Origin of the sequence: Rhodococcus sp. NJ-530 (genome assembly GCF_003860625.1) — a bacterium.
Taxonomy (GTDB): domain Bacteria; phylum Actinomycetota; class Actinomycetes; order Mycobacteriales; family Mycobacteriaceae; genus Rhodococcus_F; species Rhodococcus_F qingshengii.
The window spans coordinates 79249-97047 of the sequence record NZ_CP034152.1 but is presented as its reverse complement, the minus strand read 5'-3'; the positions used below and the strand labels follow the sequence as shown (position 1 = coordinate 97047).

Below are 17799 nucleotides of genomic sequence, written 5' to 3'. Positions count from 1 at the left end.
ATCACAGTGCCGAATCAGACAGAGTCAACCAATACTGCCTCTTTCGGACGTTTTGCGATCAACAACGACATGACTGCAGCGATCGCGCAGAGCGCGCCGGCCACCAAGAAGGCAGCGTCGTACGAGCCGATCTGATCACGAACGAGGCCGGCCAAGAAGGCCACCAGACCCGCACCGATCTGGTGCGATGCCAGCACCCAACCGAACACGATGGGAGCGTCGGCGCCGAAGTGTTGACGGCACAGCGCGACGGTCGGCGGAACCGTCGCCACCCAATCGAGCCCGTAGAAGATGACAAACGCGATCATCGGCGGATTCACGGTGTTGGCGAGCAACAACGGCAGGAAGAGCAGCGAGATTCCGCGGAACAGGTAGTAGATGCCGAGAAGTTTTCGCGAGTCCATGCGGTCGGTGAACCAACCCGAAGCGATGGTGCCGACCATGTCGAGGATTCCGATCAACGCCAACAGTGACGCGGCCGTGGTGATCGGCATTCCGTGATCGTGCGACGCCGGGACGAAGTGCGTGCCGATCAGGCCGTTGGTGCTCGCGCCACAGATCGCGAAGGTACCGGCGAGAAGCCAGAACACCTTGGTCTTCGACGCCATCACCAGCACCGAGATCGCCCGGCCTCCGGCGCCGCCGCGCTGGTAGACAGGCTTGGCGGGTGGGGCGTAATCGGCGGGCGCGCCGTACGGCGTCGTACCCACGTCTGACGGATAGTTACGCAGGAACAGCAGAACGAACGGCACAACGGCCAGTGCGGCAAACGAAACTGTGAAGGCGACGCTCTTCCAGTCGTACGTTTCGGCGATCTTCGCCAGGACCGGGAGGAACACCAGCTGACCGGCAGCACCACCGGCCGTCAGGATGCCGGTCACGAGACCACGCTTCTCGACGAACCAGCGATCGACGACGGTGGCGACAAACGCCAGCGCCATCGAACCGGTACCGAGACCGACGAAGACACCCCACAGCAGAATGAGCTGCCAACTCGAGGTCATGAAGATGGTGAGACCACTGCCGAGCGAGATGAGCGCCAACGCCGAGGTGACGACCGCCCGGATACCGAACCTCTCCATCAGGGCAGCAGCGAACGGCGAGGTCAACCCGTACAGAATCAGGTTGACCGAGACGGCCGCCGAGATGCTGGCGCGCGACCACCCGAAATCTTCGTGCAGCGGATCGATCAGCACCGATGGGGCAGCGCGGAAGCTCGCCGCACCGACCAACGCCAGGAATGCCACGATCGCGACGGACCAGGCGCGGTGAAAGCGCGGCGGGCTCACCTGCTGTTGGCCTGATTCGGGGAGAGCGGTCTCAGAAGTCACAGAGAGAATTCTGCAGTTCGGATTCGATCGAGAACAGTGGCCAGATTGCCAATATATGAAAGAATCAAGCCATGTCTGGTCCGCATCGCGTCGTCGTACTGGCTCTGAATGGAGTCATCCCCTTCGAACTCGGCATCCCGGCGCGCATCTTCGGACGTGCCCTCGACGTCGAGGATCGGCCGCTGTACGAGATCCTGACGTGCACCGTCGACGGCAATCCCGTGCAGACCGACGCAGACTTCAGCATCTCGGTCGACCACGGGAGCGAGTTGCTCGCCACCGCCGACACCGTCGTCATCCCCGCGTCGTACGAGTTGGGTCCGGCCTACGAAGACGGCTACCTCTCCCCGAGTTGGCCGCAGCTTTCCAACACATCCGGCCGGGCACTCGGCTGGTCTCGATCTGCACCGGGTCGTACATCCTCGCCGCGGCGGGTCTGCTCGACGGACTCCGCGCCACGACGCACTGGCGCAACACCGACCATTTCCAGCGTGTCTATCCCAAGGTGAACGTGGATCCGGACGTGCTGTTCGTCGACGAAGGCCACATCCTGACCTCGGCCGGGGTGGCGTCGGGAGTCGACCTCTGCCTGCATATCGTCAGGCGTGACCACGGCATGGAAGTGGCGAACACCGTCGCGAGGCGTTGCGTCGTACCGCCGTGGCGCGACGGTGGCCAAGCTCAGTACATCCGACGCCCCCTGGCCGACAAGCCTTCGGAATCGACTGCCGACGCTCGGCACTGGGCCCTCGAACATCTCGACGACCCGATCACCCTGGCGGACCTGGCGACGCGCGCCAACATGAGCGTCCGCACGTTCAGCCGTCGATTCCGCGACGAAGTCGGAACCACACCGAACCGCTGGTTGACCAGCAGACGCGTCGATCGGGCGCGGGAACTATTGGAGGAATCCGATCTGTCGATCGATGCGATTGCCGCTCGAACCGGCTTCGGGACTGCGACATCCATGCGTCAACACATGAACGAGGCCCTCGGCGTTTCACCGAGCGCCTACCGACGCACGTTCAAGGCACCGGTGTAAGCGGCAGTACCAGGCACTATCCTGGATGCCATGGCCGAACAGACTCGCCCGAACTTTCCTCAGTACTGCGGATACCTCCTGGGGAAGACGCTCCCCGACCGGTATCAAGACTGGGTTCGGAACGATCTGGTCGGCCCGGGCGCCCAGGCCCGCTACATCATCCGCTTCACCGTGCCGGCGACGCTGATTCTTCTGCTGTTCCTCTTGATCCCGGGACCGATCTGGATTCCCTTGGCCATGATGGCCTTGTTGCTCATCCCGCTCGCGTACTTCGTCGTGGCGCTCGGGACCATCTACCGCCGTCACCGCCTGCTGAGCCACGGACTCGATCCCGAACTGCTCGACGAGAAGGCCCAGCGCCGTGCCGATCGCACTCGCGAGGACTACGAGAAGCGGCACGGTCGCTGAGCACCCCTCAGCGGAACATCGTCACTGCGGCCTTGGCGAGGACCTTCGGATCCTTCTCGTAGTGATGCATCTTGGTGAGCTTGTCTTCCGGAATCCCCAGGAACTTGTAGACGGCTACCTGAGCGCAGCGCACCGAGTACTGCTCGGTGAACACCATGTCGAACGGCAGCTCCGCGAACTGACTGATGAACGCCAGGTTCTTGGAGTGCTTCGGCACCACCAGCGGCCGGTCGCCGACGGCGCGCCGATTGAACAGCGCACTGGCGTAAGGCATATGGCTGGGTATCGAATTCACGACGCTGTCCATAATCTCTTGTCGACGCGCGGCGAGCGCACCGCTCTCGTCGAGCGCCTCGAGGTGTCCGAGCGTCTCTTCCAGCATTTCCCGCCCGGTCATCTCGATGAACGGCTTCTTCACGTAGTCGCCGTCCTTGCGCGGGAACAGACAGTAACCCCAGAAGACTCCTTCGTTCTCCTTCTGCGCGTGGTAGTGCGGCTGATGGTGGACCACGATCGACAGAAGCACGTTCGAGTCCACAAATGTGTTGAGCGCATTTCCGGGGAGCTGCTTGGTGATTCGGGAAATCTCGTTGATGAGCTCGTGTGACGAAGTGGTGACGGTGAAGCTGGTCCACTCACTCTGCGCCCGGTCCCCGAAGAACTTGTCGGGATTCCCGAGATCGTAGAAATGCTCGGTGGCCTGCTTCCACAGCAGCGCACTCGGTGCGTATCTCATGTCTTCGACGATCGGCGTGTCGAGATCGCCGATCGAAGAACTGTCGGTGATGCTGCCGTTGGTGTCGAAGACGAAATCGCCCTCCGCCACGTCGATTCGGCCCTTCTCACCGGTGCGGACGTTTTCGTAATCGAGTCCCGTCACGATGATCTCGTCTCGTAGCGGGGTGTCCTTGAACACGAACTCCGTGATCTTCAGTTCGTTGACGAACTTCACGCCCTTGCCTTCGAGGAAGGCCCGCATCGGCAAGATGATGCTCTCGTACTGGTTGTACGGGGATCTGGTGACACCGGCAAGAGTTTGAATCCGACTGAACTCGAGAATCATTCGGTTCATGTACCGGCGCAGCTCCATCGCCGAACTCACCCGCTTGAAAGCAAATGTGGTCTCCCACATGTACCAGAAGTTGGTGGTGAAGAAGTGCGGAGTGTCCTCGAACCACTGCTCGATACTGATGTCGTCGAGTTTTGCCTCGTCCGACTCCGGCATCGTCATCAGCTTCGTCAACAAGTACCGATCCTTGTTGTCGAATTGCATGTGCTTGTAGTCGTTTTCACCCTTGTTGCGAATGCCGTCGCGATCGATCAATCGTGCGACGTCGTGCGTTGGATGCGCGTGGTCGAAATCGAGAATGTCATCCGTCACCGATTTTCCCGGGTTGTCCAGCGACGGAACCACACTCAGCACGTCCCAGAGGTTCTCATAGGTCTCCTCGTTGAGCATGCGACCGCCACGATTGATGAAGCCCGCGTCGTTGCCCAGCTCGCGATGACCGTACTGGTGCTGGAAGGTAGCGGCAGATTCGCCGTCGTTCGCTCCATGCATGTCCAGCCCCATGATGGTGATGTCCTCACCGCTCCACTCACCGTCTCGAATCAAATAGACGGCAGCCGAGAGGTTTCCGATGCCGGCACCGATCATGTAGGCCTTGTGAGACAGCTTGGAAGACATTGGGTTTCGTTCCTTACTCGAGTCGCGGTACGGATACCTTCCAAGCATGGACCCCTTTGCCCGCTGGCGCATCACCCGAACCGGATGACGTCCGTCACGGTCGCTGAAGGCGCACCAGATCCAGTGCAAAACGCGCGTAGTCGCGTGCAATTTCCTCGGGCGTTTGTGGTCCGCTCGGCCGATACCATTGCGCGACAGAGACACACATCACGACGATTGCACGCGCGGCCTGTCGCGGCCGATCCGTCCCGAACACACCGGCAGCGATTCCGTCGTCGACCTGCTTCGTCATCAACCATTGCTGGTAGTTGCGTGATTCCGTGATGCGCAACCTGTTCTCGGCTGTGAGACTGCGCATTTCGCTGGCACCGAGAAATCCTTGATCACGCCGATAGATATGGAACAAGGTCACACATTCGACGAGGAAAGCCAGCCTTTCGGAGGGACTTTCGCCCTCGTCGATTGCCGCCAACGATCTCGTGTTGAGTTCATCCATGGTGAGGTCGAGAATTTCGGCCAACATCTGCTGCTTGCTGGAATAGTGGTGGTACAGACCTGGAACACTCATCTGCGCACGTTTGGCGATCTCACGCATCGCAGCGCCGTGATATCCGGTCTTCACCATCTCCGCGAGCGCGGCCGCCAACACCGGATCGAACGGACTCGGGCCGAACCTTCGCCACTCGTTCGGCCGAGAATGTGCGTCCTGGTCGGCGTCGTCGCCTCCCCATCGCGGCTGTTCCGGCGGACGCACTATCGCAGCCGGGAGCAGAGCGTCGAAACGCACTCCGAGAATCCCGCCGATTGCCGCCAACCGGTCGACGCTGACTCTGGTCTTTCCGGTCTCGACAGCGCTGAGGGTAGCCGGGCTGACATCGAGACGCCTGGCCAATTCACGCAGCGAGAGCCCGCTGTGACGCCGCGCTTGCCGGATCGACGCTCCGATCAGGACGGCATTCTCGAATTCGGTCACAGTGTTCAGTATTCCCGAACATTGGATTTCCAACAATGCGATGACCACGGCAATCGGTGAACCTGTTGACTACTGATTATCGGCCTGAACATGATGTGGATCACAAAGACCCAGGTCCGCCCGAGCGATCGTTCGGTGTCGGTAGCGAGAGGATCGAATCACCATGACCGAGGCGCCATATCTTGGAGAACTCCTGCGCGACGCACCCAGCAACTGGGGCAAGTGGGGAGAGTCCGACGAGGTCGGTTCACTGAACTACCTCGACGCCGGACAGGTGCTTCGTGGCGTCGGAACCATCAAGCAGGGTTCCGTGTTCACGCTTCAACGGCTCATCGGCGACCCCAAGGGTGATCCGGTCTGGCCGGGCCGGAGCCCCGCCGAGCGCACACAGATCTTCGACGAGAGCAGCTGGGACGGCGACGACGCACCCAACTTCCCCGGCGGCCTGCATTACGCGGACGACAAGATCGACGCGTTCCTGCAGGGCTCGACGCAGTACGACGCACTCGGCCATGTCTGGTACGACGGCGCCCTGTGGAACGGATACTCCGCTGACACCACTGTCGGCGGCCTCGAGAAGGCCAGCGTCGAACCGATTGCCGACCGTGGCGTCGTCGGACGCGCAGTACTTCTCGACATGGCGAAGTTCCGCGGCAAGGAAAACCTCGACAAGGCCGAAACATTCACGCACCATGATCTTTTGGCCTGTGCCGAAGCGCAGGGCGTCACCATCGAGAAGCGTGACATCCTCGTCATCCGCACCAACTTCCTCAAGCTGTTCTTCGACCAGGGCGAAGCCTTCTACGAGGGCTTCTGCGAGCCCGGCTTGATCTACAGCCCCGAACTCGTGCAGTGGTTCCAGGACATGGAGATCCCCAACCTTGTCACTGACACCATTGCCAACGAGGTCACCACCGACCCCGAAAACGGTGTGGCACTGGTTCTCCACAACGCATTGATGCGCAACCTCGGAGTGGTATTCACCGAGATCTGCGATCTGGAGAAGTTGGCCGCGGACTGCGCGGCCGACGGCCAGTACACGTTCCTGTACGTCGCCGCACCACTCAAGGTTGCCAAGGCCAGCGGCTCTCCCGTGAATCCGGTTGCCATCAAATGACATACGAAGATCGCCCTTGGTTGGCGTTGTACCGCAACGACGTTCCCCCCGACATCGACGTCGAACACCCCACGATGCTCGAAATGTTGGCAGCGGCGGTCCGCTCTGATCCGGACGCCACGGCTGTGAAGTACTTCGACGGTCAACTCAGTTTCGCCGAACTGGATCAGCAGAGTGACGCCCTGGCCCGAGCACTCCGAGCCGGTGGACTGGTGAAGGGTGACCGCGTCGCTCTGTTCCTTCAGAACGTTCCGCAGTTCGTGCTTGCGCTCGCCGGAATCTGGAAAGCCGGCGGCGTCGCAGTCTCGATCAATCCCATGAGCCGTGAACGAGAACTGGGATACCAACTCGAAGATTCCGGAGCAGCGGTTCTGATCGCTCTCGAGGGGCTCTACGAGTCCGTCGGCCGCAATGTCGTCTCCGACTCGCCGGTCAGGCGAGTCATCACCACCTCGGAACTCGAGTACCAAAGCCGCAACGATCCGAGGATTTTCGACGGAATCGTGAAGAAGGACCTCGGTACCGACGATCTTGCGACGCTGATCGACCAGCATCGTCTCGGCGATCCGATCACTACCGACGCTGCACCGGAAGACATTGCGGTACTGACCTATACGTCGGGAACCACCGGTCCGCCGAAGGGAGCGATGACCTCTCACGCGAACATGACCTTCAACGCCCAGGTCTACCGGGACTGGCTGGGGCTCACCCCGAAAGACACGGTTCTCGGAGTTGCACCGCTCTTCCACATCACGGGGTTGATCGGTCACATCGCGGTGTCCGTCCTGGCGAGAATGCCGCTGGTGCTGGCCTATCGCTTCCACCCCGAGGTGATGCTCGACGCGATTCGTGAGCACCGCCCGACATTCACAGTCGGCGCCATCACTGCGTTCACCGCACTGCTCAACACTCCGGGTTGCGCGCCGGAAGACTTCACCTCCATGAGGTTGCTGTATTCCGGCGGCGCACCCATCTCGCCGACTGCCGCCGAGGCCGTCCGCGCCATGACCGGTGCTGCGCTGCACAACATCTACGGGCTGACCGAGACCACGTCGCCGACCCATGCCGTTCCCGTTGGTGCGGATACGCCGGTCGACCCAACATCCGGAGCACTGTCTGTCGGCGTTCCCGTACCCAACACCGTGGTCCGCATCGAAGACGAGGGCGGTGCGGTCCTGCCGATCGGAGAGATCGGCGAACTGGTCGTCCGAGGTCCACAGGTGGTGCGCGGTTACTGGAACAAGCCGGAGGAGAGTGCGTCGGCCATTCGCGACGGGTGGTTCCACACCGGCGACGTCGGTTTCATGGACGAAGCCGGCTGGTTCTACGTCGTCGACCGTAAGAAGGACATGATCATCGCGTCCGGCTACAAGGTGTGGCCACGCGAAGTCGAGGACGTTCTTGCCGAGCATCCCGCAGTCCGTGAGGCGGCAGTCGTCGGGATCGCCGACGAATACCGCGGTGAGACGGTGAAGGCGTTTGTCAGCCTCGTCGCGGGGGCGTCCGTCACCCCGGAAGATCTGATCGATCACTGCAAGCAGCGGATGGCGGCGTACAAGTACCCACGCTCCGTGGTGCTGGTGGAGGAACTGCCCAAGACCGTCACCGGCAAGATACTGCGACGGGAACTGCGCACGATCTCTTGATCGCGGGGCAGCGGGCGGACTTCGCGGTCCGCCTGCTGTCTGATCGCGCACAGTTTCCGGTCGACCGCGCCATTGGGGTAATGGAACAGTAATATGTGCTGAGTACCCACGGACAAACGGGAGACATCAGTGAGCAAGTTCGGACGTAAGAAGCAGCCCACGCCCAAGAGCTACCAGTGGCTGGCCATGACCCTCATCGCTTTGTCGCTCTCCGTGTCGATCGGGATTGCCGCCAAACCCTCCTGAGCTCTGCGAATCCGAAACTTGTAACCCCGCGTCCATCTGCACATGGGCAAATAGGTGCAATTCGGACGCTTAGCTGTTCTAACTTTCCTTCCGTCGTGTCACCTCGGCACCGACGGAGAGGATCAACTCACCATGCGAAGCTCACGCTTCGGCGTGCTGGCCGCTGCCGGCGCTGTCGGACTAGTGCTTGTCACCAGCAGCGTCCAGTCCATCGCCACGGCGTCACCGTTCGGTTCGCTCGACGCCGGTTCGAGCTCCGGTTCGACAGAGATACCAACCGTCAGCGACGGCGGCTTCACGTCCAAGACGCCCTACACTCCCGGCCAGCGCATCGCCGACTATCAGGCGCCGCCGACGGGATACTCCCCCGTGTACACGGAAAGTGTTGCGCGCCATGGTTCCAGAGCACTGTCGAGCCTGAAGTACGACGACCTGAGCCTGCAGCTGTGGGAAATCGCCGAAGCCGAGAACGCATTGACTCCCGTCGGCAAGGAATTCGGCCCGGCCCTCCGTGATCTCATGGCCGCCAACAAGAAGCTGGGGTACGGCAACCTCAGCGGACGCGGGATCACCGAACACAGACAGCTCGGCGCGCGGGTCACTGAACGCCTCCCCCAACTGTTCGACGCCATCGCAGCGCAACAGGGCACCATCACCTTGACCTCGTCGGGTGTGGACCGTGCCGTGGACAGCGCCGAGAACTTCGCGCAAGGGCTGACCGGTGCGTTTCCAGCCGTCGCCGGCGATGTTGCACCGGTGACCACGGATGCCGACCTTCTCTACTTCCACGACTCGGATGCAAACGCCGACTACAAGGACTACGAAGAGTCCGATCCTCGACTGAAAGCCGTCGACGACCAGATCGCCGATCTTCCCCGCACCCGCGAGGTCTCGCGGCACATGATGCTCAGGCTCTACTCGGAGGACTTCGTGAACCGGCTGAGTGCGGGCGAGTTCTCACTCGTCGACCGTGGCAAGGGTTCCAGCACGATCGACAACGAAGTCGACGCCGCGTACATGCTGTACAACACGTACATCATCACTCCGGGCATGGCCGAAGAAGGCAAGTGGAATTTCGAGCGGTTCATCGAACCTGCTGACGCGCAGTGGCTCGCATACACGAACGATGCCGAGGACTTCTACGCCAAGGGCCCGGGCTTCACCGGTGAAGACGTCACCTACCGGATGGCAACTGTCCTGCGCGACGAGTTCCTGCGCGGCCTGCAGAAACATACCGGCGACGACGCCGTCCCGGGAGCGGATTTCCGGTTTGCACACGCAGAAACGATCATCCCCTTCGCAGCACTCTTGAAACTGCCGGGAAGCACCGTCTCGCAGGCGGAGGGCGACCTCTACACCTATGCGAACAACCCCTGGCGCGGATCACAGGTCAGCCCGATGGCTGCGAACGTGCAGTGGGACGTCTACGCCGGACCGGAGGGTAAGCGTCTGGTCCGAATGCTCTACAACGAGCGCGAGACGGCCTTTGCTGCCCCGTGCGCTCCGGTGAGCGCCGGAAGTTTCTTCTACACGCCGGACGAACTGGCCCGCTGCCTGCCGGAGATTTCACCGGCAGCCTGAGGTCCGGCAACTCGGGATCCAGCCAGCGGTCGACGAGGGCGCGCCCATACCTGGTGCAATGCCAGCATGCGCGCCTTCTCGTCGTCTTCCATCAACAAGGCATCGCAGATCCTCACGATGACCGGAGCCGAAACACCAACGGACGTACCCTGTTCCAGCCGCTGATAGTGATTGAAACTGATGTCGGCAATCTGCGCGACATCGCGCCGACTGAGGCCGTGCATTCGGCGAGCACCCTCGCAGCGCATGCCGACCTTTTCGGGCGCAAGACTGTTTCGTTTTTCGACGAGCATCTGGCTCATCAACTGACGCGCGCTCGACCCGTTCACGTCGCCACCTTTTCCATCCCTGAAATATGCTTTCACCTAACATGTTTCAGAATATGGGATGGGACGGACGCGGCGGTATCTCCGAGATGACAGATAATCACGCGATACCGCCAACCCTGTGCCCGTCCAGGCTGTGACGATGAGGCTTCAAAGATCAGGCTATGAACCTGCCGATCGTCGGATTCGACTGGCAAATGGGACTACTGCCCCAGTTGATCGAACCGAACGCCGTCGCAACGACATTGCCGACGCCGGTGTTCACCGTCGCGGACAGGTACGGATAGGTACCGACCAGGTCGACGATTCCGGACTTGCCCGTGTCGGTGTTGACCCAAGCAACAGTCACCTGACCCGCCGCCGGGATGGGTGCAGCGGCCGGGAACGAATCGAAGCGAATGTCACCCTTGGCGATGGGCGGATTGGATTCTGGCCCGGACTGGCCGGTGAGCCCGGTCAACGAGGCCAGCGACCCCTGATTCGGACACCCGATAGTGACGGCGGCGCCGCCGAAAGGGTGGGGCGGATCAGCCGAGGCGACTCCGGCGAACATGACGCTCGCGGCAATCGGTAGTCCGATGGCCGCAAAAACCCCGGCCGTGCGTGTGACGCTCATAGCTGCTCCTCGGGTCGACAACACTTTCCGGATACCCCTGGTACAACGCCCGAAACGAAGGAAAGACGACTATTCACACCCCCCTAGACAACGCGTGTTGTCAGAACTACAGTCGGTGGTGCAGCTCACACCTATCTCTGCCGCGTGCAGACCAGTCCCAGGGAGTGTTCAGATGAAGCGCTACGACCTCCGCAGTCGCACGGATCAACTCGATCCCGAAACCGATTACGAAGAGATGTCGCGCATTCTCGCGGCGCAAGAGTTTCCCTGGGACATCAATCAGGCGCTCAGCTTCGCACTGTTTCGTACGTACGCTGTCCCCTCGATCGGCAAGCTCCTCTTCTCCACAGGCGAGTTCACCGACAAGGTTCAGAAGCGCTACGACGACACCAGCCTGATCCTCGACGCCATCCTCGAGCACGGCCTCAGCAGCACCGAAGGCCGCAAGAGCGTGCGTCGAATGAATCAGATGCACGGCTCGTACGACATCTCCAACGACGACATGCTCTACGTTCTGGCCACCTTCGTCGTCACGCCGGTCAGATGGCTCGACGAGTACGGCTGGCGGAAGATGACCGACAACGAGATCGTCGGGTCGACGAACTACTACCGCCACCTGGGTCGGTACATGAACATCAAAGACACTCCTGACACCTACGAGGGCTTCGTTAAACTTCTCGACGACTATGAGCGCGAACACTTTTCATTCGATCCCGGCGCCCGAGCCGTCGCTGATTCCACCCTCGACCTGATGTGCACCTTCCCGCCCAACAACCTGGCGCCGAAGGCTCTGGTCAAGGGATTCGCCTTCGCTCTCATGGACGATCACCTACTCGACGCCTTCCACTACAAGCACCCGAGCACCGCGATGCGCGTCGTCTCGCGCGGTGCGCTGAAGGTCCGCGCGCGCCTGCTGCGGTTCTTCCCCGTGCGTACGAAGCGGAAATTCGCCCGCGAGCTGCCCAACATCCGCAGCTACCCGAACGGTTACAAGGTCGAAGACCTCGGCACCTTCCCCACGGGATGCCCGGTCAAGCACCTGCAGGCAGACCAGCAGGCCCAAGCGTAAGCACCTGGGATACTTGCACGGTGGCGCAACTCTGGATGCTCGAGGATCTCGAACCGTGGCGCGACACCCCCATGCCTGGCGATACTTGCGAACCGACGACCTATTGGGCCAGTCCCGAAATGTTGGACCTTCCCGCCGAGGTCTGCTGCGAAATCGATGCACGCATCGCGACCGTGACAATCGACGGCCGCACTGAGCACATAGCCCATCTCAGAAACGGATTTACGACACTGATCGGCGACGATGTCGGAGCCGTCGGCAAGACGCGGTTGAGAGGCTGCCTGGTGTGGGATCGCTACCTCTGGACTCGATACCGCACTCAGCCCACCGGGCGGGTGCGGGTGAAAGAGCGGCCCGGCCACCTCGTTCAACACGAAACACTCTTGACGACAATTCATCCCGGTCTCTTCAACGTCGTCTTCGACGGGCCGACGGTGTACTGCGAGACGAGTTGGGTACCTACCGATTTCGGCGTCCGCTGGAACACGCTGGTAGTCGAACTCGAGACTTGGAAGTGATCGGGCGTCAGTGCCAATACGGCGGATCGATATCCGGGTCGTCGAGCACGGCGTCGATCCGCGAATCAGCCACAATTCGAATGATGGCCTCCTCGGGGGCCGCAATGGTCGCGAAATGTGGATCGACATCATTGGTTATGCACCAGGAATGATCAGCCGGCCAGATGAAGGCCGGATCAGGGGAAGAACCCCACGGCCAACGAGCTGAGTTTTCCACGCTCCAATCGGCGTAGTCGGCAAGCGTTCCACGAAAGAGCCAGTAGTCACGATTGGGGATCTCGAACCGCGGAACGTCATCACCGACTGCCGACCCCCACCCGGTCCACATGCAGAAATAGCACTCGTCGGGTGTGGTTGTGTAACTGGACAACACATCCAGGGCGAAGCCGATCAGCACTTTCTCTTCCGGCCCGGTTTGATCGAAGTCGACATCATTGGATTTCTGACCGGGAAAGCTCGGATCGGGGATGAACCGTAAGCGCGCATACTTCGGAAATCCGATCGGGCCGCGCCCCGCCAACTGATACCAAGGAAGATCCTGATCGACCAGCCAATCGGTAGCCGCCAGATCTGTGCACAATGTCAGGCCCGTGCTGGGCTGATCCGTAATTCTCATGCCTGGGAAAGGGAAGAGCCTCGACCCGCGCGACGCAGGGTGATCAATTCATGGTTCGTCTCGGCGTCGTGTCGACGCCCCTCTTCTTCGAACTCCATCAGCGCATAGAACCTGCGGGCGCGATCGTTGAGCGTGTAGACCTCCAGTGTCACCTCGCCGTGCATGGTTGTGGCGTGTTCGACCAACGCCCGCCCGACGCCCAACCCTTGTGACGCCGGCGCGACGAACAGTCCCCCGATTTCGGAGCCGATCATTCCCAACAGTCCAACGACAGCGGAGTTGTGCTCAGCGACCCAATTGTCGGCCTGAATCAGATAGACCTCTCGCATCTTCTGCTCGCGTTCGCCCGTCCCCTCACCCGCAAGGAACGGATGGGCTTCACGGGCAGCGCGCGACCACAGGTCGACGACCACATCCTCATCCGAGGATACGTAGCGGCGAATGATCAGATCCTGGTTCACAATCCGACCATACCCTCCGGCATCAGAGAGATAGCCGGCGCTGAAAGTGACCAACTCTCGGATCAACGCACGACGGCCTCGACGTAAACCAGTGGCAACAATTCCATTCGTTGCCACCCCACAATTACTGCCTTGTGCAAGGGTTGTCCGATGACTGACGGTGATCCGATAACTATGCGCGGAGGTCCGGCATCCTGGTGGAAGGTGATGGCAGTTGTCATCGCAGTGCTTGTCGCTCTCACATGCGGCGTCATCGTGTGGTCCTTCATGCCGCCGGTTGTGTACTTTCCATTCTTTGCGCTCGCCGCCTCGGTATTACTCGGATTGGGTGGAGTGTGGTTGATACTCAGCCTGATTGGTTGGATGAAGTACAAAACGCTCCGGTTGAGCACGATCGCGCCGGTGATAGTCCTCGTCACCGGCGCGCTCGTGAACTTGTCCGTCCCTTCGCGTGTTGCGTTTGCATTGTCGAAAGATTCGCTCGAAGCAGTGGCGGCGGATTGCCAGAAGTCGTTGGAAAACCGAACAATTGGCGTCTACCGGGTCCTGCAGGTCTGGCCCGTCGGCAACGGGTGCCGCTTCCACATCGAGGGCGGTCTGATCGATTCGATCGGATTGGCGTACTTACCCGACGGCGCACCATATCTCGGCAAGCCCCGCCGCGACGGCGAGATCGGATACCAGGAGTTCGACGGCGACTGGTACTCGTTCGTTCAAGCGTTTTAGCAGCGAGAAACTAGCCGACCAGCTTGGCCTTCAGAAGCGCGATCGTGTCCGGAGTGAGTCCGAGACCTTCGGTGAGATAACCGTCGACGGTTCCGTAATCGCTGGCTATCTGCGCGAGTCCAGCTTCCAGGTATGACGCATCGACACCTAGGGCCGGTTCGAGATTGGTCGCTACCTGCGGGCTCAGGGCCTGAGAGATCTGCGCAAGGATCTTCTCGTTGGTCGCCTGAAGGTAGGTGTTGCTCAACAGATAGTCGTCCATGATCGTCTGGGCGGGGACACCGGCGATGGACTGCAGCAACATCGCGGTCCAACCCGTGCGGTCCTTGCCTGAGGTGCAATGGAACAACTGCACCCCGTCACTCGCAGCGATGTCCGAGAGGACCTGCTTGAAGCCGGCACGGCGAACGGGATCGGTGACAAAACTGCGGTTGGTGTCGACCAAGAACTGCTTGGCCTCTTCCGGCGACTTGATAGTTGTGGCGAGCTGAGTGAGATCCTTGAACTCGATGGGGATGTTCGTGTATGTCACACCGTCCGGGAGTTTGTCCGCGCCACCGATGAACGGGTTGGAGATCTCGGTTGCGCCGCGCAGGTCATAGGCGTCGGCAAGTCCGAGGCCGGTGAGTGTCGTCTTGTCTGCGTCGGTGGTCGCGGTCAGCGCATTGGACCGGTAGATGACGCCGCGCTTGAGGTGTGAGCCGTCGACGGTGGCGTATCCCCTACCGTCGTTGCCGGCGACGTCGCGAAAGTTGGCCACGGAGGCCAAGTTCGGTGTCGGCGCGAGGACAGGATCGAGCGAGCCGAGATCGACCGCTCCAAGCGAGCCTGTGTTGAGAGAGCCCAGGTCGAGCGGGATTGCCGTGGCGGGAGCAGCAAACATCAGACCACCTGTAACAACTAATGCGGCGGCCTTTGCAGTGCGAGCGAACAACATTCGTGTGCGTGTGGACATGTGGCAGTGCCTCTCTCTGCAGTTTGGGATTTGTGGTGTGGTGATCTGGAGTTACGGAGCGACATCACCGATGCCGGTAAATCCGTATCGCTGGTGAGGTCCGATGACTGCTACCTCGAACAGGCCTGTCCCGGTGCGGGTTACGCCGTCCTCGACGAGGGTGAACCGAGCCAAGCTGTCGACCGGGCACAGCATCTTCTTCCACGGTTCGATGTCCGAAACCTTCTCTCGCAGGCCCTGAACCACCAGTTCTCCCTGCCACATCCCGTGGCGCCAATCCTGCTCGAGTCCGTAGCCCGTACCGACACCGATGTAGTTGGGCAGAATCGGTTCGCAGGTTATCTCCAGGATGTGGTCGGATTCGCCTGGTGCACCGGGACGCCGGAAGTACAGAGTTCCGCTCTTCACCTCGCGAGTACCGGAAATGAACGTGAGCTGGTGGTCCGGTCGACCCAACCACTCCGGCTCGCGCGAGCGGTCCGCCCAGACGCGAGTCGCATCTTCGAGGATTCGGCGTCCATGCTGATCTTCTTGGACGATCGTGACGATGGTGAAGTCGCCGAATTGCATGATCGAGTAAATCCAGAAGAAGTTCTGACTGCCGGCTATCGCCGGATCTGCCTTGCGTCCAGGCGGTTCCGCTTCGCCGACCGGTCGCACACCCCAGGACCGATCGCGATTACCCCGCCACGTCTCCGGGGTGACCGGGATGACGTCGCCGTCGACGGTCAAGGATCCGGACCATGTTCCGGTCTGCACGAATCGTTGCGTGTCGAAGGTGACTCGTTCGAGCTGGCGATGGAAATGTCTGGCCTCGAGATTGGCGGGGCCGTCGGACTCGAAGGTGAGGTCGAAGCTCAGGTCCGGCGCTTCGGGACTCGGGTCCAACACCACACGTAGGCGGTGCAGACCCTCGATGATTTCGATTCGCAGCGGGCCTACTGACAGGTCCATACGATCGTCACCCAAGGCTCGGGATGCCCGGAAGACTATGTGGTCATCGCCGCGCCGAAGAACCGCAAAGCCGTCGCATACACCAAGATTGGGGTACTGACCGAGACCGATGATGAGAAACAGTGGCTCGGTGTCGCCGTCGACGCCTGCATGGCAGTTGAAGTAGTAACGGTCGTAGAAGTTTCGATCCGAGGTGCCCACGTGGCGGATGGTCTCGGCGATCTGATGTACCGGGTAGTCGTCGAGCGGGGACAGTGTCATCGTGCATCTCCTGTTGTGAGCGGGGATGTTGCGAGCGAATCCCAATAGGTGCCGTCGAGCATGGCTTCGAGTGTCTTGTGGTGCAGGATCATCTCGTCCGGGTTGTCGGGGAATTCGGCCTGACCGAAAGCCACTGCGCGACTTTGGACTCGGAACATGATCACCGCGTGCCGCAGCGCGGCGTAAAGGATGTAGAAATCTAGATCCACAACCTGGCGGCCCGAAAGCGAGCGGTAGGCATCTGCCACGTCCTCGCGACGAAGGAAGTCCGGCATTCCGGGGAGTCCGGCCATGGCAGCGAGATCCTCGAAGAACCTGTGCTGGAAGATCATCCAGCCGAGGTCCAGCTCACGCGGCCCCAGTGTGGCCATCTCCCAGTCGAGGACCGCCGCCGGCTCGAAGTCGCGGTAGATGACATTTCCGATCCGCGAGTCACCCCAGCAGAGCACTGCGGAACCGGCATCGACGGGAAAGTTCGCTTCGATCCAGTCGAAACCGCGCTCGATCAACGGAGATCCTGGTCCGTCGGCTGTTGCCCACTCGTAATAGCGTCGCTGGTCCTCGAGGTGCGCGCGAAGTGCCTCTGCCCCAGTCGGTTCGGCACCCTCGCGGCACAACTCGGGAAGTGCGAGGTGCGGATCGGCCATAGCGTGTAGCTCGGCGAGCACCCGGACCGATGACTGCTGGAGTCGAGAACAGTCGTCGGCCGAAGCTTCCGAGAGCCACGAGCCGAACGTGTACGGCATGACATCGGGCGGGATTTCGCCCTCGCGCCGTTCCATCACGAAGAACTCACCGCCGAGCGCGTCCGGGTTGCTCTCGGACCAGTACACCCGCGGGATCGGCACCGACGTGTGAGCGGCGACGGCGCTCATGACCCGAAACTGCTGGTCCAGGTTGTAAGACGGAAAGATCGGTACCGCACTGTCCCGCGGGGCGATACGGGCGACCAGGCGATGCTCGCCTCGAATCCCGTCCTCGATCCACGTCGCATCGAAAAGCACAGTCTCGTTGGACATGCCGTTCGCGGCCGGCACCTCGACCGAAGTCACGGAAGGTTTCGAGCCTCGCCACAGCACGGTTGCGAGCCAGCCTTCGAGGCTGCGCCGCATCTCTGCCGGGTCGTTGCGGGATTCGCCGGGCCTGGCAAATTCGGCGTAGTCGGGATCTTCGCCGGAGTTTTCTGTTTCGGTTCGAAGGTTCATCACCACTCCTCGTGGTTCGGTGGCGCCGATGCGCACGTGCCGATTGTCGATACAATATGTA

General features: G+C 61.1%; 17 protein-coding genes and 1 pseudogene. 8 read left to right on the top strand and 10 right to left on the bottom strand.

Going from position 1 to position 17799, the window contains the following annotated elements; all coding sequences use genetic code 11:
* Nucleotides 1–14 precede the first annotated feature (14 nt).
* Entirely contained in the window at nt 15–1331 is a 1317-nt protein-coding gene (locus EHW12_RS00420) for an MFS transporter (protein WP_030536659.1), read from the bottom strand.
* A 71-nt stretch (nt 1332–1402) separates the two neighbouring features.
* Here EHW12_RS00420 and EHW12_RS00415 point away from each other — a divergent pair.
* Nucleotides 1403–2373 (top strand): annotated as a pseudogene (locus EHW12_RS00415) (helix-turn-helix domain-containing protein).
* A 30-nt stretch (nt 2374–2403) separates the two neighbouring features.
* The gene (locus EHW12_RS00410) at nt 2404–2781 is read left to right on the top strand and encodes a DUF5313 family protein (protein WP_003943558.1); all 378 of its coding nucleotides are present in this window, start codon (nt 2404–2406) and stop codon (nt 2779–2781) included.
* Nucleotides 2782–2788: 7 nt separating this feature from the next.
* Here EHW12_RS00410 and EHW12_RS00405 read toward each other — a convergent pair whose 3' ends face one another.
* Together EHW12_RS00405 and EHW12_RS00400 are read right to left on the bottom strand one after the other, a co-directional pair.
* The gene (locus tag EHW12_RS00405) at nt 2789–4516 is read right to left on the bottom strand and encodes an oleate hydratase (protein WP_073512952.1); all 1728 of its coding nucleotides are present in this window, start codon (nt 4514–4516) and stop codon (nt 2789–2791) included.
* A 46-nt stretch (nt 4517–4562) separates the two neighbouring features.
* A complete protein-coding gene (locus EHW12_RS00400) occupies nt 4563–5441 on the bottom strand; it encodes a TetR family transcriptional regulator (RefSeq protein ID WP_230359344.1) in 879 nt (292 codons plus the stop codon).
* 163 nt (nt 5442–5604) lie between these two features.
* Between EHW12_RS00400 and EHW12_RS00395 the strand changes: the two genes are divergently transcribed.
* The 3 genes from EHW12_RS00395 to EHW12_RS00385 all read left to right on the top strand — a co-directional run bounded on the left by EHW12_RS00395 (nt 5605) and on the right by EHW12_RS00385 (nt 10031).
* Nucleotides 5605–6558, top strand: a complete 954-nt coding sequence (locus EHW12_RS00395; protein WP_007735859.1) for a cyclase family protein — start codon at nt 5605–5607, stop codon at nt 6556–6558.
* Nucleotides 6555–8204, top strand: a complete 1650-nt coding sequence (locus EHW12_RS00390) for a long-chain fatty acid--CoA ligase (protein ID WP_116057482.1) — start codon at nt 6555–6557, stop codon at nt 8202–8204. Before EHW12_RS00395 ends, EHW12_RS00390 begins: the two co-directional genes overlap by 4 nt.
* A gap of 378 nt (nt 8205–8582) precedes the next feature.
* Complete coding sequence (locus tag EHW12_RS00385; RefSeq protein ID WP_003943593.1) at nt 8583–10031, top strand: histidine-type phosphatase; 1449 nt, start codon at nt 8583–8585, stop codon at nt 10029–10031.
* Here the strand turns inward: EHW12_RS00385 and EHW12_RS00380 are convergent.
* The gene (locus tag EHW12_RS00380) at nt 9977–10360 is read right to left on the bottom strand and encodes a helix-turn-helix transcriptional regulator (protein WP_125050151.1); all 384 of its coding nucleotides are present in this window, start codon (nt 10358–10360) and stop codon (nt 9977–9979) included. The genes EHW12_RS00385 and EHW12_RS00380 overlap by 55 nt on opposite strands.
* Nucleotides 10361–10514: 154 nt before the next feature.
* Nucleotides 10515–10973: a hypothetical protein gene (locus EHW12_RS00375; protein ID WP_003943607.1), complete on the bottom strand. Its 459-nt coding sequence runs from the start codon at nt 10971–10973 to the stop codon at nt 10515–10517.
* 172 nt (nt 10974–11145) lie between these two features.
* Here EHW12_RS00375 and EHW12_RS00370 point away from each other — a divergent pair, with 172 nt between their 5' ends.
* Together EHW12_RS00370 and EHW12_RS00365 are read left to right on the top strand one after the other, a co-directional pair.
* Entirely contained in the window at nt 11146–12042 is an 897-nt protein-coding gene (locus tag EHW12_RS00370; protein WP_007735854.1) for an oxygenase MpaB family protein, read from the top strand.
* Between the two features lie 20 nt (nt 12043–12062).
* Complete coding sequence (locus EHW12_RS00365; protein ID WP_064442920.1) at nt 12063–12560, top strand: hypothetical protein; 498 nt, start codon at nt 12063–12065, stop codon at nt 12558–12560.
* Between the two features lie 7 nt (nt 12561–12567).
* Here the strand turns inward: EHW12_RS00365 and EHW12_RS00360 are convergent, their stop codons facing one another.
* Both EHW12_RS00360 and EHW12_RS00355 read right to left on the bottom strand, forming a co-directional pair.
* Nucleotides 12568–13176 carry a hypothetical protein gene (locus EHW12_RS00360; RefSeq protein WP_003943589.1) on the bottom strand — a complete coding sequence of 203 codons (609 nt, stop codon included), beginning with the start codon at nt 13174–13176 and terminating at the stop codon, nt 12568–12570.
* Nucleotides 13173–13637, bottom strand: a complete 465-nt coding sequence (locus EHW12_RS00355) for a GNAT family N-acetyltransferase (protein WP_064442919.1) — start codon at nt 13635–13637, stop codon at nt 13173–13175. Before EHW12_RS00355 ends, EHW12_RS00360 begins: the two co-directional genes overlap by 4 nt.
* A 150-nt stretch (nt 13638–13787) precedes the next feature.
* Here EHW12_RS00355 and EHW12_RS00350 point away from each other — a divergent pair, with 150 nt between their 5' ends.
* Nucleotides 13788–14363, top strand: a complete 576-nt coding sequence (locus EHW12_RS00350) for a hypothetical protein (protein ID WP_241199080.1) — start codon at nt 13788–13790, stop codon at nt 14361–14363.
* A 10-nt stretch (nt 14364–14373) separates the two neighbouring features.
* On the opposite strand, the gene EHW12_RS00345 is transcribed toward EHW12_RS00350, so the two are convergent.
* The 3 genes from EHW12_RS00345 to EHW12_RS00335 are packed head-to-tail and all read right to left on the bottom strand — an operon-like array spanning nt 14374 to nt 17738.
* Nucleotides 14374–15318, bottom strand: coding sequence for a tyrosine-protein phosphatase (locus EHW12_RS00345; protein WP_099696862.1), 945 nt, complete (start codon nt 15316–15318; stop codon nt 14374–14376).
* A gap of 51 nt (nt 15319–15369) precedes the next feature.
* On the bottom strand, nt 15370–16533 hold the full coding sequence (locus EHW12_RS00340) for a hypothetical protein (protein WP_125050150.1): 1164 nt from the start codon (nt 16531–16533) through the stop codon (nt 15370–15372).
* Entirely contained in the window at nt 16530–17738 is a 1209-nt protein-coding gene (locus EHW12_RS00335) for a phosphotransferase family protein (protein ID WP_125050149.1), read from the bottom strand. The genes EHW12_RS00340 and EHW12_RS00335 overlap by 4 nt, the downstream gene beginning before the upstream one ends.
* Between the last annotated feature and the right edge of the window lie 61 nt (nt 17739–17799).

Bases quoted from the DNA above. Each gene is read 5' to 3' on its own strand.
- EHW12_RS00410 (WP_003943558.1), top strand. From the start codon at position 2,404: ATGGCCGAACAGACTCGCCCGAACTTTCCTCAGTACTGCGGATACCTC.
- EHW12_RS00405 (WP_073512952.1), bottom strand. From the start codon at position 4,516: ATGCTTGGAAGGTATCCGTACCGCGACTCGAGTAAGGAACGAAACCCA.
- EHW12_RS00395 (WP_007735859.1), top strand. From the start codon at position 5,605: ATGACCGAGGCGCCATATCTTGGAGAACTCCTGCGCGACGCACCCAGC.
- EHW12_RS00390 (WP_116057482.1), top strand. From the start codon at position 6,555: ATGACATACGAAGATCGCCCTTGGTTGGCGTTGTACCGCAACGACGTT.
- EHW12_RS00385 (WP_003943593.1), top strand. From the start codon at position 8,583: ATGCGAAGCTCACGCTTCGGCGTGCTGGCCGCTGCCGGCGCTGTCGGA.
- EHW12_RS00375 (WP_003943607.1), bottom strand. From the start codon at position 10,973: ATGAGCGTCACACGCACGGCCGGGGTTTTTGCGGCCATCGGACTACCG.
- EHW12_RS00370 (WP_007735854.1), top strand. From the start codon at position 11,146: ATGAAGCGCTACGACCTCCGCAGTCGCACGGATCAACTCGATCCCGAA.
- EHW12_RS00360 (WP_003943589.1), bottom strand. From the start codon at position 13,176: ATGAGAATTACGGATCAGCCCAGCACGGGCCTGACATTGTGCACAGAT.
- EHW12_RS00350 (WP_241199080.1), top strand. From the start codon at position 13,788: ATGACTGACGGTGATCCGATAACTATGCGCGGAGGTCCGGCATCCTGG.
- EHW12_RS00345 (WP_099696862.1), bottom strand. From the start codon at position 15,318: ATGTCCACACGCACACGAATGTTGTTCGCTCGCACTGCAAAGGCCGCC.
- EHW12_RS00340 (WP_125050150.1), bottom strand. From the start codon at position 16,533: ATGACACTGTCCCCGCTCGACGACTACCCGGTACATCAGATCGCCGAG.
- EHW12_RS00335 (WP_125050149.1), bottom strand. From the start codon at position 17,738: ATGAACCTTCGAACCGAAACAGAAAACTCCGGCGAAGATCCCGACTAC.